11 protein-coding genes are annotated in these 15,440 nt (G+C 70.1%); 1 reads left to right on the top strand and 10 read right to left on the bottom strand.

From position 1 onward, the window contains the following. Positions 1-28: 28 nt before the first annotated feature. The 10 genes from Q1V88_RS07210 to Q1V88_RS07165 all read right to left on the bottom strand — a co-directional run bounded on the left by Q1V88_RS07210 (position 29) and on the right by Q1V88_RS07165 (position 14,331). Positions 29-1,426: a Fic family protein gene (locus Q1V88_RS07210; RefSeq protein WP_300679862.1), complete on the bottom strand. Its 1,398-nt coding sequence runs from the start codon at positions 1,424-1,426 to the stop codon at positions 29-31. Between the two features lie 117 nt (positions 1,427-1,543). Next, a complete protein-coding gene (locus Q1V88_RS07205; RefSeq protein ID WP_300679859.1) occupies positions 1,544-2,245 on the bottom strand; it encodes a hypothetical protein in 702 nt (233 codons plus the stop codon). After that, complete coding sequence (locus Q1V88_RS07200) at positions 2,242-3,045, bottom strand: phosphate ABC transporter ATP-binding protein (protein WP_300679956.1); 804 nt, start codon at positions 3,043-3,045, stop codon at positions 2,242-2,244. The genes Q1V88_RS07205 and Q1V88_RS07200 overlap by 4 nt, the downstream gene beginning before the upstream one ends. 233 nt (positions 3,046-3,278) lie before the next feature. After that, positions 3,279-4,223 carry a sortase gene (locus Q1V88_RS07195; RefSeq protein ID WP_300679856.1) on the bottom strand — a complete coding sequence of 315 codons (945 nt, stop codon included), beginning with the start codon at positions 4,221-4,223 and terminating at the stop codon, positions 3,279-3,281. After that, complete coding sequence (locus Q1V88_RS07190; RefSeq protein WP_300679853.1) at positions 4,220-5,986, bottom strand: substrate-binding domain-containing protein; 1,767 nt, start codon at positions 5,984-5,986, stop codon at positions 4,220-4,222. Before Q1V88_RS07190 ends, Q1V88_RS07195 begins: the two co-directional genes overlap by 4 nt. Continuing rightward, the gene (locus tag Q1V88_RS07185; protein WP_300679850.1) at positions 5,983-7,329 is read right to left on the bottom strand and encodes a PstA family ABC transporter permease; all 1,347 of its coding nucleotides are present in this window, start codon (positions 7,327-7,329) and stop codon (positions 5,983-5,985) included. Before Q1V88_RS07185 ends, Q1V88_RS07190 begins: the two co-directional genes overlap by 4 nt. Position 7,330: 1 nt before the next feature. Continuing rightward, positions 7,331-8,353, bottom strand: coding sequence for a phosphate ABC transporter permease subunit PstC (gene pstC, locus Q1V88_RS07180; protein ID WP_300679847.1), 1,023 nt, complete (start codon positions 8,351-8,353; stop codon positions 7,331-7,333). Then, positions 8,350-11,154 (bottom strand): hypothetical protein, encoded by a 2,805-nt coding sequence (locus Q1V88_RS07175; protein WP_300679845.1) that lies wholly within the window; start codon positions 11,152-11,154, stop codon positions 8,350-8,352. The genes pstC and Q1V88_RS07175 overlap by 4 nt, the downstream gene beginning before the upstream one ends. Positions 11,155-11,240: 86 nt before the next feature. Continuing rightward, positions 11,241-13,106 carry an Ig-like domain repeat protein gene (locus Q1V88_RS07170; RefSeq protein ID WP_300679843.1) on the bottom strand — a complete coding sequence of 622 codons (1,866 nt, stop codon included), beginning with the start codon at positions 13,104-13,106 and terminating at the stop codon, positions 11,241-11,243. A 76-nt stretch (positions 13,107-13,182) separates the two neighbouring features. Then, positions 13,183-14,331 (bottom strand): hypothetical protein, encoded by a 1,149-nt coding sequence (locus Q1V88_RS07165; protein ID WP_300679841.1) that lies wholly within the window; start codon positions 14,329-14,331, stop codon positions 13,183-13,185. Between the two features lie 488 nt (positions 14,332-14,819). Here Q1V88_RS07165 and Q1V88_RS07160 point away from each other — a divergent pair, with 488 nt between their 5' ends. After that, positions 14,820-15,437, top strand: a complete 618-nt coding sequence (locus Q1V88_RS07160; RefSeq protein WP_300679839.1) for a ScbR family autoregulator-binding transcription factor — start codon at positions 14,820-14,822, stop codon at positions 15,435-15,437. The last annotated feature ends 3 nt before the right edge of the window (positions 15,438-15,440 follow it).

The following is a 15,440-nucleotide window of genomic DNA, read 5'->3' as shown; positions in this document are numbered from 1 at the left end:
TGAAGCCCGGACATCGTCCGGGCTTCAGTCATTTCGGCGGGGTCTGTGCCTCCGGCGCGACCGCGCGATCACCTGTCAGGCGGTCGCGCACCAGCCGATCAGCCAGATCCACGGCGGGCACCCAGGCGAATCGCCGGCCCTGCTTGCTCCGTCGAAGGAGACCGCGCTTCTCCAGATCGGCGAGGTCATTGCGCGCGGTCTGACCCGAGGCATGGTGACTCCGGGCATGGCTGTCGACGGTGTAGACCGCGTCCGGATGTCTGGTCGCGTGCTCCAGGACGGCCAGCTGACGATGGTTGAACTCTCCCGGAGTGGCCTTGATCGCCCGCTGGAGCCCACGCAGCTCCTCGGCCTTGACCGCGAGGTAGCCATGCAGCTCATCGATCGCCCTGGTGATGACGTTGAGGTGATAGATGAAGAAGTGGGTGAGGTCGCCGTCGTCCTGCTCGGCCAACAGGAACGACTGGGCGTACTTCGACGGCGCCTGCTTCAGGATTCGACTGATCGCCAGGAACTCGGTCAGCCAGTAGCCGTTGCGCAGCATCGTCCAGTAGAAGAGCGCCCGGGCGGTCCGCCCGTTGCCGTCTTCGAAGTAGTGGTCGTACCCCATCATGAAGTGGACAGCGATCGCCCGCAGGACCGGGGAGAGGTACGCCTCGTCGCCCTCGCCGTTGGCGAAGGCACAGAGCCGCTCCAGACGGTCCGGCAGCTCGGCCACGACGGGGGGCCGATGCAGCAGCTGATCACCATCTCCCCACACGGCGATCCGATCGGCATCGTCATCCTGGATGCGGCCCGCCGACTCAGGCGTGTCGAGTGTGCCGTCGGTGACGATCCGATGGATCTCACAGACCAGGTCAGGAGTCATGGCCTCGTCGCGCAACTCCGTCACTCGCCGCATCGCGACGTAGTTGTTGAAGATCATCCGCTCACTGCGGTCACGCGGCGTCCGGCCGTTACGGATCATGTCCTTGGCGACCCGCCTGCTCGTCGCGGCACCCTCGAGCTGACTCGAGGTGATCGCTTCCTCGATCAGGGAGCTCACGATGTAGCGATCCCTGGTCGCCGGGTTGGTGACCTCCTCGCTGATGGTGATCGCGCCGCTTGCGTTGCGGGTGATGGCGTCGACCCCCGCCAGAACCTCGTCCGGAAGCAGGTACGAGAACGCAGTACCGTCGATCGCGCGCAACGCCGGCAGGTCGCGCTGCGCACCTCGACGCCCGAACTTGATGCCCAGCCACCATTCCTCATGACTGAGATCGCCCGGCGGCTGCTTGTAGCGCACCTTGTCCCACGGCAGGTAGCGCGTCGTCAAGGCGCTCCCGTGCAGCACCAGGTCGAGGACATGCAGAAAACGGTCAGCGTCCTCCTGCATCATCGCGACCCGCAGAGCAGTGACATCGGGAGGCGGCATCGGCGTCTTCAAACCAACTCCTAAGTTCGGCAAAGTTTGAAGTTCGATCACCACCGTAGGCCCAACTCCTAGCGAACTTCAAACCTTTTCAAAATTAGGAGTTCGTTGGAAGTTGAGCGCCCGCACGTCTCACAGCGCCGGCTCCCCCGCCCGATGCACGTAGCTCTGCACCGTCGCACCACCCAGCAGCCCCGCCAGACTCGTCTCCGGCTCCGCCGCAGCGGTCAGCACCTGCTGCGGCAGGCCGATCAGCACCGGTACGCCACCGTCACGCACCACCCACCGCGGGTCGAGCTGCTCGGGGAAGTACCCCAGGGAGAGCTGCAGTCGGGCCGCCCCACGGATCAGGCGCCGGGCACGCCCCAACGCGACCCTGACGTTCGGGGCGGGCAGGGCACACAGGGCTACCGGCTTGCGGTTGATCGCCAGCCGCCAGAAGACCGTGCCCGCGACGACCGCGGGCAGGCGCTGCAGCGGTTCGACCAGCAGCCGCTGCTCCCGGATCCAGCCGGCCAGGACCTCCGACCCGCGCGGGTCGACCACCTCGGTCAGCACGATGCTCAGCTCGCGGCGCGGGGCGATGGTGCGCTGGCGGCGCCGCTCGTGCCAGGTCCATCCGGCCAGCGGCCCGGCGTCGAGCCAGTGCGACGCCGCCCCGGAGAGCTGGGCCTGCTCGCCGCCGCCAGGCGCCCCCGGAGCCCCACCCGCACCGCCCGCACCAGCAGAGCCACCCGAACCGCCGAGCCCCGGAACACCCGGCACCGACCGCGGCCCCCGCGGATGGAGCAGCACCACCCGCGACGACGGATCGGGTCCCGGCCGCCCGCTCATCCGAAGCGCCCGTTCACGTAGTCGTAGGTCCTCTCGTCCTGAGGGTTGTTGAACATCGCCGTGGTGTCGCCGTGCTCGACGATCACCCCGGGCGTGTTCTGCGCCGCCAGGAAGAACGCGCAGTGGTCCGAGACCCGCGCCGCCTGCTGCATGTTGTGCGTCACGATCACCACGGTGACCTGCCCACGCAGGTCGGCGATGGTCTCCTCCACCCGCCGGGTCGAGGTCGGGTCGAGCGCCGAGCAGGGCTCGTCCATCAGCAGCACCTGCGGCGAGAGCGCCAGCGCCCGGGCGATGCACAGCCGCTGCTGCTGACCGCCGGAGAGCCCGCCGCCGGGCTGGTGCAGCCGGTTCTTCACCTCGTCCCACAGCGATGCCTTGCGCAGCGAGTCCTCGACCAGGAAGTCCTGCTCGGCCTTGCTGGCCTTCACCCCGCACAGGTCGAGGGCGGCGATGGTGTTCTCGTAGATCGACATCGCCGGGAACGGGTTCGGCTTCTGGAAGACCATCCCGATGTCGCGCCGCGCCCGGGTGACGCGCTCCTCGGGGGCGTAGATGTCACGCTCCCCGAGCAGCACCTGCCCCGACAGCGACGCGCTCGGCACCATCTCGTGCATCCGGTTGAGGATCCGCAGGAACGTCGACTTGCCGCACCCCGACGGCCCGATCAGGGACGTGATCTGCCCTGCCTCCATCGTCAGCGAGACCCGGTCGAGCACCTTGTGGTCACCGAACCAGGCGGTGATCTCCCGCGCCTGGAGCTCGGCCGCCGAGGAGCCCGAGAGCCGCGAGGAGAGCAGCGCCGACGGCTGGTACTCCAGGTCGGCACCCTGCCGCGACCGGCCGCGGAAGCCGAGCAGACCGCCCAGGCCGATCCTGCCGGCGCGCCCCCGACGCCCGGAGCCGTCGTGGTCGTCGTACGACGTCTCAGCGGCCTCAGGGGTGGGCACCGGGATCACCGTGGTCATCGCAGCGTCGCCGGCCTCGGTCTCGGCCGGGGCACTGTTGTCGGTATCGGAGGTCATCTCAGCTCCTACATCAGGTTGGGAAAGAACGTGCAGATGTCGCCGGCGACGGCGAACCCGACCAGCGCGAGGATCGGGGTGAAGACGATCCAGGTGGCGGCGGGTCGCCAGCGCTTCCAGGCCCAGGTCGCCGCGACCGCGAGGCCGACCAGCAGCTCGGCGAGCCAGGACAGGCCGAAGGCGTGCGAGGTGTCGCCCCGCAGGGCGTTCTCGGCACCCCGGATCGCCCCCGGAGCGATCACGGTCGCGGGCCGGGGGAAGGCGGTGGAGACCAGGTCGGCGTCGACCCGGATCACCCCGCTGGGACGGAACGCTCCCCCGGTGGCGGTGATCAGGGTGATCCGGCCCTTCTCCGGGGTGAGCGCGGGCAGCGCCGTCGAGGCGGTCCGGGCGCCGATCACGCGGTAACGCGCCACCCCCTGGCCGGTCTGCACCGAGAACTCCGTGCCCCGGGTCAGCTGGCCGAGGTGCCGGAACACCCCGCCGTACGCCGCCGCCCGACCCATCAGCACCGAGACGCCGTTCTGCCCGGGCAGCGGGGTGTCGCGGCGGTGGCCGACCCCCTGCATGGTCTCGCTCGAGCTGGTCCCCTCGACGACCACCTCGTCGATGCCGAGCGACGGGATGCGGAGCAGCGCTACCGGGGAGCCGGGCGTGATCAGGTGGCCGTCGACGTCGGTCTGGCCGATCGGCACGGCGCCTTCGGCGAGCTGCTGGCGGAACTCCCCGTAGAGCCGGTGCTGGGCGGTGAAGTGCTGCACCTGACCGACCAGCATCAGGTTGACCAGGATCAGCAGGAGCAGCACCGAGACCATCGTCATCGCGTGCGAGACGATCACGACCCGGTAGTCCGGCGGCCTGTCGATCACCTCGCGCCGCACCCGCGGCAGCCCGGCCGGCCAGCGCATCGACCAGGTGCCGGCCGAGCGCGCCACGATGCCCTGCTCGGTCACCGGCCCGCTCCGTCACCGCTGGACTCCGTCGCCGAGCCCGCAGCGGCGGAGCCGGCCCCGGGCCGGCGTACGTCGAGAGCACGGGAGACCACGGCGGGGGCGAAGATCAGGAGCAGCCCGATCAGGACACTGAGGATCAGCGCCACCTGGGCGGGGCCCCAGGTGGACTGGCCGTCGATCACTGCGGGGCTGGCGGTCAGCTGGGTGCCGTCGGTGGTGACGTTGGCACCGCCGCACACACCGGTGTCGGGGTCACAGGCGGTCGCCGGGACCGAGGACCCGGCCGAGGGGACCCCCGTCGGCACGCTGCCCGCGGTGGGCACCGCGGCGACGCTGGTCCCCGCGGTCGGGGTGGTGCCACCGCCCGAGGACCCGGTCTTGGTGCCCTTCTTGGTGCCGGGACCGTTGTTCGTCGCGGCCGAGACCCCGGTCCACGGCGCCTGACAGGCCGCCGCGCAGCCCTCGGGGAACGGCGCGGTCTTGACCAGCTGGTTGACCGACGGCGAGTCGCCGGGCTTGAAGGTCGGGTTGTTGCAGGGGTTGGCGTTGCCGGTGCTGGCTCCCTTCTTGGTGCTCGCGATCAGGGAGGCCGTGGCCGAGTCGAGGCCGGGGATGCGACTGACCTGGTCCATCGCCGCCAGCACCAGGTTCATCGGCAGCGGCGAGTAGCCCAGCGCGCCCATCGTGCGCTGGCCCTCGCACAGGCTGTAGGTGGAGAAGTAGGCCAGCGTGGCGCCCTTGGCGTTGTTGAAGGAGCCGTAGGTCTGGGTCGGCACCATCAGGTAGGAGTAGGCCGAGATCGGGTAGGTCCGCGGGTCCTTGTAGGCGTAGACCGCCGACAGGTCCTGGCTCAGGTAGTTCGCCGAGGCCTTGTTGGTGTTGATCTTGGCCTGGGTCAGGGCGACCGCCACCGCAGTGTCGGTCGGCACGGTGAAGAAGCCGGCGGCGTTCTCGATCTGGGCGACCGGGAAGCCGACGCCCTGGGCGTAGGAGTACTCGTCGTAGTTGATCGTGTACGGCGTGTTGGCCGTGTACGTCGTCACGCCGTTCGATCCGGTCTGGGCGACGAAGTTCGACAGCCCCTGGTAGGGGAAGTACGACGTGGCGTTGTCCGCGTTGCAGCCCGCCTTGGCGCAGAGCTTCGCGTAGTCCTTCGGGAACTGCCGCATCATCCACAGCGTGAACTGCGCGGTGGCACCGGAGCCGTCGGCGCGCACCACGACCGTGATCCGCTGGGCTGGCAGCGCGATGCCCTTGTTGGTCGCGGCGATGATCGGGTCGTTCCAGGTGGTGACCTGGCCGGAGAAGATCTTCGCCAGCGCGGCCTGGGAGAGCTTGAGGGTGGTGAGCCGCTTGCCGTTGACCTGGAGGTTGTACATGTACGACGTCCCACCGGCGACGACCGGCAGCATCCCGTAGGAGAACCCGGGCGAGCTGTTGTCCTGCGGGTCGGAGGTGTCGCCCTTGTAGGGGATCTCCGAGACCGCGAAGTCGGTCAACCGGTTGGCGAAGTTCGCCCGCCCCAGCGAGGAGCCGTTCGGGTTGTAGTCGACGGTCACCCCCTGGGCCTTCACGTCGGTGGTCCACTGGGTGAGCGCGTTGCCGGCCCACGACGAGCCGGCGCCGCTGATCCGCAGGTACGACGCTGCGGTGGCCGTCGGCAGCGTCGCGGGCCACAACGCCGCGGCGGCGATGAGGAGCAGCACGCCGAGGCCGAGCAGCGGTGCCCGCAGCCGGGTCACGAGGCGAGAGGCGGTAGTCATGAGTCGTCTCCTGAGGTGGATCGGTGGGTCAGGCCGGCGCCGTCGGTCTCCTCCAGCGCGGTCAGGGCCCGGGCCTTGGCGATGTCGACCACCCCGGAGTCGGGGCGGACCGGACGGAGCTGGGCCAGGGCCGCCGCGACGACGTCGTGGTTGCCCTGGATCCGGCCCAGGTCGTGCTCGGAGCGGACCGCGAGCCGACGGCGCTGCCGGTCGGTGACCTCCCCGGCCCGCTGCCCGCCGATCAGCCGGGCGGCGACGAAGAGGATCAGCACCACGAACATCAGGAACGCCGCGGTGGCGAAGCCGCGCGCCTTCATCCCGGGCTCGGGGCTCTTGATGAACTCCAGGGCGGCCAGCGGCAGCGAGACCTGCGGGCCGTTGAACGGGTTCCAGTTGAGGTTGTTGGTCACACCGGCGGTGAGCAGCACCGGGGCGGTCTCCCCGATCCCGTGCGCGGTGCCGAGGATGATCGCGGTGGTCAGGCCCGAGCGGACGGTAGGCAGCACCACTCGGCGTACGACGGCCCACTGACCGCCTCCGAGCGCCAGCCCTGCCTCACGCAGGTTGCCGGGGACGAGCCGGAAGACGACGTCGGCGGAGCGGATCATGATCGGCAGCATCAGCACCGTGATCGACAGCGACGCCGCGAAGCCGTTGAACTGCTTGGTCACCAGCAGGATCACCGAGCCGTAGATGAACAGACCGGCCACGACCGAGGGCAGCGCCGTCATCGCCTCGACGACGGTGCGGACCAACCGGGCGTAGCGCCCGCCGACCTCGTTGAGGAAGACCGCGGTGGCGGTGCCGAGCGGGATGGTGATCGCCAGTGCGATCCCGATCTGCTCCAGGGTGCCGACCAGGGCATGGAAGATGCCGCCCTGGCTGAGCGGGGACAGCGGCCCGGTCAGCCCCATGTCGTCGGTGAAGAAGTTCTTGCGCCAGTTGGAGAAGTTGAGCTCCCGGAACACCGACTCACCGCGGACCAGGGTGTAGCCGATCACCAGGGCCAGCATCACCATGATGAAGATCCCGGCCGACCAGAGCACGACGGACCAGAACCGGTCGCGCACCGCGGGACCGTTCTCGGTCAGGGAGATCAGCACGCCGTAGGTGATGACGAACCACAGGTAGGCCACCAGCGGCACCCAGCCCAGGCCGATCAGGCCGAGCACGGGACCGAGCAGCAGCGCCATCGCGGGTCCGGCGGCCGCGGCGCCGATCAGGGCCAGCACCTCGTGCCGGGAGCGCCCGATCCGGATCCGGGGCGGCTCGCTGGTCAGCGGCGCCAGTCCGTCACGCGGGGTGACGGTCGCCAGCGGGGTACGTCGGGCGGTGGTCGTCATCTCAGCCCTCGCTCTCGGCGCCGGAGCGGGACCGGGCGATGATCGTCGAGGCGGTGAAGTTGATGATCATGGTGAGGATGAAGAGCGCCAGACCGGCGGCCATCAGCGCCGACATCGAGAACGGGTTCGCCTCGCCGTAGCGCAGCGCGATCAGGGCGGCGACCGAGTTCGAGCCGTTCTGCAGCAGGTGCAGGTTGATCGCGAAGACCGGCGAGATCACCAGGTAGATCGCGATCGTCTCGCCCAGCGCCCGGCCCAGGCCGAGCATCACGCCGCCGATGATCCCGCCCTTGCCGAACGGCAGCACGACCTTGCGGATCATCCCCCAGCGCGTCGCCCCCAGGGCGTAGGCGCCCTCGCGCTCCCCGGCGGGAGCTCGGGAGAACGCCTCGTTCATCATCGAGGTCATGATCGGGATGGTCATCAGCGCGACCACCAGCCCGGCGATGAACGTCGAGGAGGTGTACAGCGCGTCGTTGGGCAGCGGGTTCTTCGGGTCGACCCCGTCCACGTGGAAGAGCGGGAACCAGCCGAAGTACGTCGACAGCCAGCGCGCGAACGGCACCACGTGCACCTGGAGGAACGCCAGCCCCCACAGGCCGTAGACCACCGATGGCACCGCGGCCATCAGGTCGACCAGGCTGGTGATCGTCTTCTGCACCCGCCCGGTGGCGATCTCACTCATGAAGAGCGCTGCGCCGAGCGAGACCGGGACCGCGACGATCAGCGCCACGGCCGCGATCAGGACCGAGCCGGTGAGCACCGCGGCGATGCCGAAGTGGTTGGTCTCCGGCGACCACTTCTGGGTGGTGACGAAGTCGACCACGCCGACCGAGGAGATCGCTTTGACCGCCCGGATGGTGAGGAAGGCCCCGACCAGCACCATCACCAGCAGCACGAAGGTGCCTGCGCCGCGGCTGGTCTCGCGGAAGGCGCGGTCGACGGCGGCGTACGTCGTCACCACGCGCTGCGGCTTGGCGTCGTCGATCCCCTCGGCCGGGTACTCCGGCAGCAGCGTGCTCATCGGCTCACCCGGAACCGTGCGCGGGTCCGCATCAGCGGCCCGAACAGACCGCACCACAACGCGATCGCCAGACCGAGCGGCAGCGTGTACTTCGGCCACGTCTCCGTCCCCGCCGCGGTCGGGACCAGCGCCCCCGGCGTCACCGTCGCCGGCCCGGGGGCTGCGACGGTGGTGACACCGGGGGTGGTGCCCTCAGGCACGGTGATCCCGGTGCCACCGGGGTTGGGACCGGTGCCGGCCCCGGAGGTGGGGGTGGTCGAGGGGGCGGTGGTGCTGGTCGAGGGGGTGGCCGAGGGCGAGACCGCCGTCGTGGGGAGCCCGGCGCGCAGGGCGGCGATCGCGTCGACCGCGTCCTTGGCCAGTGTCTTGGTGAGCGGCGCATAGCCGGGCGGAAGGTCACCGACCTGGAGCCCGGCCGTCTGACCGGTGCCGGTGAGGAACGTCAGCGCGTCGGCGTACGCCGTCCGGGTGGCCGCATCGAGGGTGGGCCGGACCGCGGCGTAGACGGGCATCGTCAGCGGGTAGGCGCCGTCGGCGAGGTCGGCGTCACCGGGGGACCTGACGTTGGAGACCGAGGACCGCTCGAACTGATCGGCGGCGACCCGCAGGCTCGCGGTGGTGGCACCGACGCAGTGCCTCCCGTCGTCGTCGCACAGCGTCGCCGTCGGGAGCCGGTAGCGCGCCGCGGAGGAGGCGTCGGTGACGGTGAAGGCCTGGCGATCGCCGAAGGCGATCTTCCCGCTCGGAGCGACCCACTTGCCCGGCGATGGCTGGCAGCTGTCGTCGACGGAGGTGGCACACCATTGGGTGGCGGCCTTCTTCCCGCCGTTGAAGGTGTTCCGCGCGGTGATGGCCATCGAGTCGTCTCGGGGCAGCCAGTCCGTCTCGGTCTTGGACCGAGCGCCCGCGGGGTGGCCGCCGTCGTACCACTCCGGGAGCGGGTACGGGGAGCCCTCGGGCGGGTAGCTGACCGCCAGGTCGACGTAGCCGTCGGGCTTCGAGGTGGCCTTGCGAGCCGCAGCCGCAGCACTCTCCAAGGCCGTCGCCTGGGAACGGCACGAGGTGTAGGTCCGTGCCGAGTAGAACGGGTTGATCGCCATCCCCTCGGCGTCGGGGCATCCGGCGAGGAACGACGACGCGGCCGGGTCGGCCAACAGCCAGTTCCAGAGCTGACTGGCGGCGTCGGATCGACTCGCCTCGACCAGCAGACTGGAGGCGAGCCGCTTGTCACCGTTGCCACCGAAGCGGCCGAGGTGGAGCTGCGGGTTGAGCGCGGTGAACTGCGGGTCGGCGAAGAGGCTGACCGGCGCGTGGACCAGCCAGGGAAGCTGCTCGTCCATGCTGGCCCAGCCGTAGGACTGGGTCAGCAGCTTCGCGATCAGCAGCGGGGTGAGCCGCAGGTCGCGGACGAGGGAGCCGCTCTTGGCGCGGTCGGTCGTGAGATCGGCGAGGCTGTCATAGCCGCACTTCCTCGCCGCCGCCTCGGTGGCGACGTCGGCGATCGCCAACGACGCGGAGGCGACACACTCAGGCTTGTAGTCCAAGGTGTAGCCGATCACCGGAGCCGTCAGGGCAACCGGCACATAGACCGCCCGCTGCGTGCTCGCCATCGGCTCGGAGGTGAGGATCGCGTCGCTCCCCCCGCCTGCGTACTGCGTCCGGGCGACGGAGTCCGGGACGGTGGAGTAGCCGAGCGTCAGCTTCTCCTTCTCGCACACACCGGGCGTCCACGAGGCGAACGCGCTCCGAGCCATCTCCGATCCGGCGATCAGTGCCCGGGCCCGGCCGTTCGGGCAGGCGGTCGGAACGTCCTGGAAGGTGAGCGGGACCTGAAGGCGCTGTCCCCAGATCGAGGGGGAGATCGGACCCATCTGGGAGTCCGCGATCGTGTTGAGTGCCAGCCGCGGCACGATCACCAGCCAGCAGGTGCGGGTGCTGGCTGCATCGGTCCGGTAGCCGCATCCGAGCCCGGGCGCCTCGCTGCCGGTCTGCATCTCGAAGCTGCGCTGGGCGGCGCCGCGACCGTCCAGCGTGGCGTGGGAGAGCTCGTTGGTGGTGGTGGCGTTGAAGTAGGTGCTCTTCTGGTTGAGCACGCTGCCGTCCTCGTCGCCGGAGACGGTCAGGAAGGGCGGGTCCTGCCGCCCGGTCGCGGCGGCCTGGGCGTACGTCGACCAGTCGCCGCCCTTGAGCAGTGCGGCATCCCCGCCGACGAAGCGGTCCTCCTGCCGGGTCATCGACACCCAGTCCGCGCCACCGGCCCCGGTCTGGCAGGTGGCGGGGTCGGGATCGGCGGCCTCCGAGTCGGGCTTGCCGTCGGCTCCCATCGCGCCCCAGCACTGGAACACCTGCACGTAGCTGGCCATGCCGCTTCCCGGGACGGCTGTGCCTCCGGTGCCGCCTGACACCTCGACCGTGACCGCCTGATTGACCAGGTCCCGGGTCTGGGAGACGCTCACCTGGAGGCCGCCGAGTCCGTTGCCCGCGCCGAACGCCGCCGCGTAGGCGTCGCGGATCGACTTGGACACGCTCGCGTAGGTCTTGCCGTCGGTGTGCGGCAGAGCCTGACGAGAGTCGCGGGGAACCACCGAGCCGGCCGGATTGTCGGTGTTGTCCCACCGCAGCGTCACCGCGCTGTCGCTCGACAGCTTCCCCTGGGATCCCCAGTCCGATCCGTCACTGGCTGTGGCGGTGGCGTCGGCCGCCCCCGGAGCGAGCAGCACGAACGCGCTCACCAGCGCCAGGGCGAGGCCGGCGGCGACGCCTGGTACCGAGGTGGATGCGAATGCTCGAGTGGTGTTCACCATGTCGTCCTAGAGAGCGAAGTGCGGAGCATGAGTCGGTGCTCGGGCTGTGCGACAGCCCGAGCCCCGACGTCATGGCAGGAGGTTCAGCGCTTGACCTTGATCACGAGGCGGGCCGACGTACCGGAGACGTTGACATCGCCGCGATAGGTGAGGACCACGGTCAGCTTCGAGGCCGTGGACTTGGGCAGCTTCACCGTCACGGTGCCGTTGGCACCGACGGTCCCGGCGACCGTGCGCCCGCCGACCGTGAGGGTGACCCGTCCGCGGGGACGGAGCGAGCTTCCGGGCGAGGTGAGAGTGATCCTGACCGCCACCTTGCCCTTGCGCGCCAGCTTCTTGGTCACCTTCTTCGGCGTCACCGTGAGGCTGGCCCGGGAGGTGGCCTTCGCGACGGTGAGGGTCGTCGATCCGGTCGCCGCAGCAGCGGTCCCGCTGCCGGCATAGCTGGCGGCGAGGGCGTGACGACCGGCTCCGGTCGTGGCGGGCAGGGCCACGTTCGCCCGGCCGTTGGCCAGCGCGACGGTGCGCACGGGCTTGCCGTCGAGCGTGACCGTCACCGAGCCGGTCGCCGCAGCGCCGGCCGAGGTGACGGCGACCGACGCCGTGGTGGCAGTGCCGTAGCGACCGGCCGGAGCCGTCAGCGTCACGGTGCTGGCGGTCCGCGACGCGATCTCCACCGACTGGGCCGGCGAGCTGGAGGCGGCGTACGCCGTGGTGTCGGTGGGGTTGAACGTCGCCGTCAGGCTGTGCTCCCCGCCGGAGAGCACCCGGGTGAGGTTCGCCCGGCCCGAGGCGACGGCCACGGTCCCGAGCGTTGCGGCGCCGTCCTTGAAGGTGACCGTGCCGCCGGCGTTGGCGGGTGTCACGGTGGCGCTGAGCGTCTGGGGCTGGCCCTGGACGAGCGCTCCGGTCACGGTCAGGGCGGTGGTGGTCGCGACGGCGGCCTTGCCGACCTGGAACGTCGCGGTGTCCGAGGTGGCCGACGCGTACGTCGCCTCAGCGGCGGCGTCGGGCGTGTACACGGCGGTGTAGCTCACCACCGAGCCCGGCGTCAGGCCGGAGACCGGGACGGTGGCGGTGCCGGCGGCGACCTCAGCCGTTCCGACCGGCGTGCCCGTGGTGGACTCACCGGCGTACAGCGCCACGCTCCCGGTCGCCCCGCTGAGCACGGAGACGCCCTCGCCCTTGAGGGAGACGGTGACGTTCCCCGAGGTGCCGTCGGCTCCGAACGACGCAGCCACCCCGACGGTGGGCACCGTCTTGGGCGAGACGAGGCGCCAGCCCTGCGAGGTCCAGGCGGGGTTGGTCGGGCTGGCGACGGTGACGAAGTTCAGCCAGGACGTGGCGGCGTGGCCGGTGGCGTCGCGCCGCACGATGTACTCACCCGATGCGTCAGGGGTCGGCAGCACGCAGACCACGACCAGGCTCAGGGCAGTGCCGGCCGGCCACAGCTTGGCGATGAAGGACGTCTTGACCTTCGGGCTGGCCGTCCAGCCCTCGTGCGTGTAGAGCGAGCTACTTCCGCTGAGCCCGTTGATCAAGTCGTGCTTGTCGGCCCCCATCACGGTGTTGGCGCCGTTGAAGACCTCGCCGGGGAAAGACCAGGTGAAGAGCGAGGAGAGGCCCGTGGTGTCGTTGGGCACCACCGGCGACTCGGCCGAGCCGTCGGCGGTGGTCTCGACCACGGCCTCGGCCAACTGGTCGTCGCTGTGGCATCCGGAGTCGGGCAGGGTGTTGGCCTGCGAGACGTAGAGGGAACGCCCGATCCAGTCGAACAGCGTATTGGCCTCGGTGATCGCCTGGGCCGGGTCGGGCGACCCATAGAGGAGCTCGACGCGGGAGCCCTGCGGCTTGAGCGCCTCGGTCGGCGCCGCCGACCAGGCGACGCCCGTGAGCGCGAGTGCGCCGGCAACCAGCGTGAGGAGGGGACGACGGGATCGGAGGTGCATCGGAGGACCTTGTCTCTCAGGAGGAGGGGACATGCCCGGCCAGCGACGTGTTCGCCACCGGCCGAGCATGCAGGGATCAGTGGACGTAGGGGCCGGTGAGGGCGGTGCTGCCGGCGTAGCTCAGGTTGCCGAAGCCGTAGTTCGTGATCGTGGTCCGCGCCGCGGCCGACTTCACGTCAGTCGTGAGGGCGTTGGCCAGGACCGGGTCGTTGCCCAGGTTGGCGGTGTCGGCCACGTTGTAGGTGTCGCGGTTGAACGTGCCCACGCCGGTGGCCGGGGTGGTGTCGTAGCGGCCGTTGGCATCCGTGTGGCCGAAGAGCGGGCCCGGCGCGGCGCTGGCGCCGGTCAGACCGTTGGTCGGCGCCGAGCCGTTGACCTTGGCGATCTCCAGACCCGAGATCGTCGACGTCGTGGTGCCCTTGGTCTGGGCGATCCACTGCGCCGCCGAGAACGGGATCAGGTCGCCGCCGTTCGGGATCGACGCACCGTTGTTCTCAGCAAGCGTGCTGGGAGCGGTGCTGGTCTCGACGTAGCTGGCCGGTGTCGTGACGCCGATCGCACCGAGGAAGAACGACCGCGTGCCCGAACCGGACTGCGGGATCTTCGGCGCCACGGTCACGCCGTTGATCTTCGGCACGCCCGAGACGATCGCGACGGTGGCCGCGGTGCCCGAGTCGTTGGTCGAGTCGTTGACCCCGGAGTAGAGCTCGGTCAGCTGCGAGGTGGTCAGGTCGAGACCGGCCGACAGCCCGGTGGTCGGACGGTAGGCCACGCTCACCGCGTCGCGCGCGAACGCCACGTAGGTGAGGGCGGTGCCGGTGCCCGAGGGACGCGACGAGGAGCGAGCGAAGTCGACCTCGCCGTTGACCAGCGCGGTGCCCTTGTAGGCGTGACCGGCGTAGCTGGAGTCCCACACGGCGCTGAGGGCCTTGACGCCCTCACCCGATCCGGTGGGGCGGGTGAAGGTCGCCCCAGCGGCCTTGGTCTTGATCGTGGTGGTGGCGGGGGTGGTGAAGGCGTCGTAGGAGGCGATGTCGTCGCCGGCCAGGGCGCCACCGGTGTTCGCCAGAGCGTTCCAGACGTCCTGGATCGTGTCCGAGCCGACAGCGGCGTAGGTGCGGTACGTGCCCGACGGCGGGTCCGCGAGAGCGGAGGGGGCCGTCATGGCGATGGTGCTGGCAACGGCGGCAGCCGCCACGCCGGTGATGAGGAACTTCGACTTCATTGTTTCGATTCCTTAATCTCTTGTTCCAGTCGCGTCTGCAGGTCAGACCCGACCAACGCGCCCGCATCGGCTAGTCCCCGGTGCGGGCGCCTCCGGTTCACCACGCCTGATGTGGCACTCCGGTCACGCGCCGGTCGGTCCTGCGAGACGCCCGTGCTGTGGTCTGTCAGTGCCCCCGAGTGCACAAAACCAACCGATCGGTATGTCATGCGTCCGAACCTTCCGACGCGTCGAGCCTGACACCGGGGGGTGGAGCGAAACAACAGGTCCGCCGGACAACGTTCCCGGGCCATCTGGTGAACGTCGGGTGAAGGACCTCGGTCCCTCAGCGGGGGTTCTCCGCCCGTACGACGACGACGCCCGGCATACCGTCAGTACCACGTCCGCTGCTGGTGCGTGGTGGTGTTCGCATTGGCTAACGTGGGTATTCACACCGCGTATCGCCTCCACAGATACGCGGTTTCACGACTGTTCTTCGGAGACGACTCATGGCCTTGCAGGACCGCGCGATCGACACCCGCGAGAAGGTGCTCCTCGCCGCTGCACGCGTCTTCGACCAGCGCGGCTACGTCGGCGCCGGGATGGCCGAGATCGTGCTCGGCACCGGCATGACACGCGGTGCCGTCTACTTCCACTTCTCCTCGAAGTCCGAGCTGGCCCGCACCCTGATCGAGCGCCAGCACGCCACCTGGCCCGGGGTGCAGCGGCTGGTCGAGGGCGAGGGCGTCCAGGGCCTGGCCGCGATCCGCTCCCTGCTCGGCATCCTCGGCCGCCAGCTGCGCGACGACGTCACCGCCCGGGCCGCGATCAAGCTCGCCCGCGAGGCCGACGCGATCGACGACGACATCGCCTCGCCGTTCGACGACTGGTGCGACTACCTGGGCTACCGGCTGCGTCAGGCCCAGCTGCTCGGTCAGATGCGCTCCGACCTCGACCCGGTCACCTACGCCGGCATCATCGTCGGGATGTTCCTCGGCGTCGAGGAGTTCACCCGGATCGCCGACCGTGAGCTCACCGGCGGCAACGCCACCGCCCTGGACCCGACCCGCTACAACCTGGACGCGATGTGGGAGCTGATCCTGCGAGGACTGAGCGTCACCCGCTGACCC

The organism is Nocardioides sp., assembly GCF_030150155.1.
Classification (GTDB): Bacteria; Actinomycetota; Actinomycetes; order Propionibacteriales; family Nocardioidaceae; genus Nocardioides.
The sequence above is the reverse complement of the archived record's forward strand: the minus strand, read 5'-3'. Positions and strand labels throughout refer to the sequence as shown.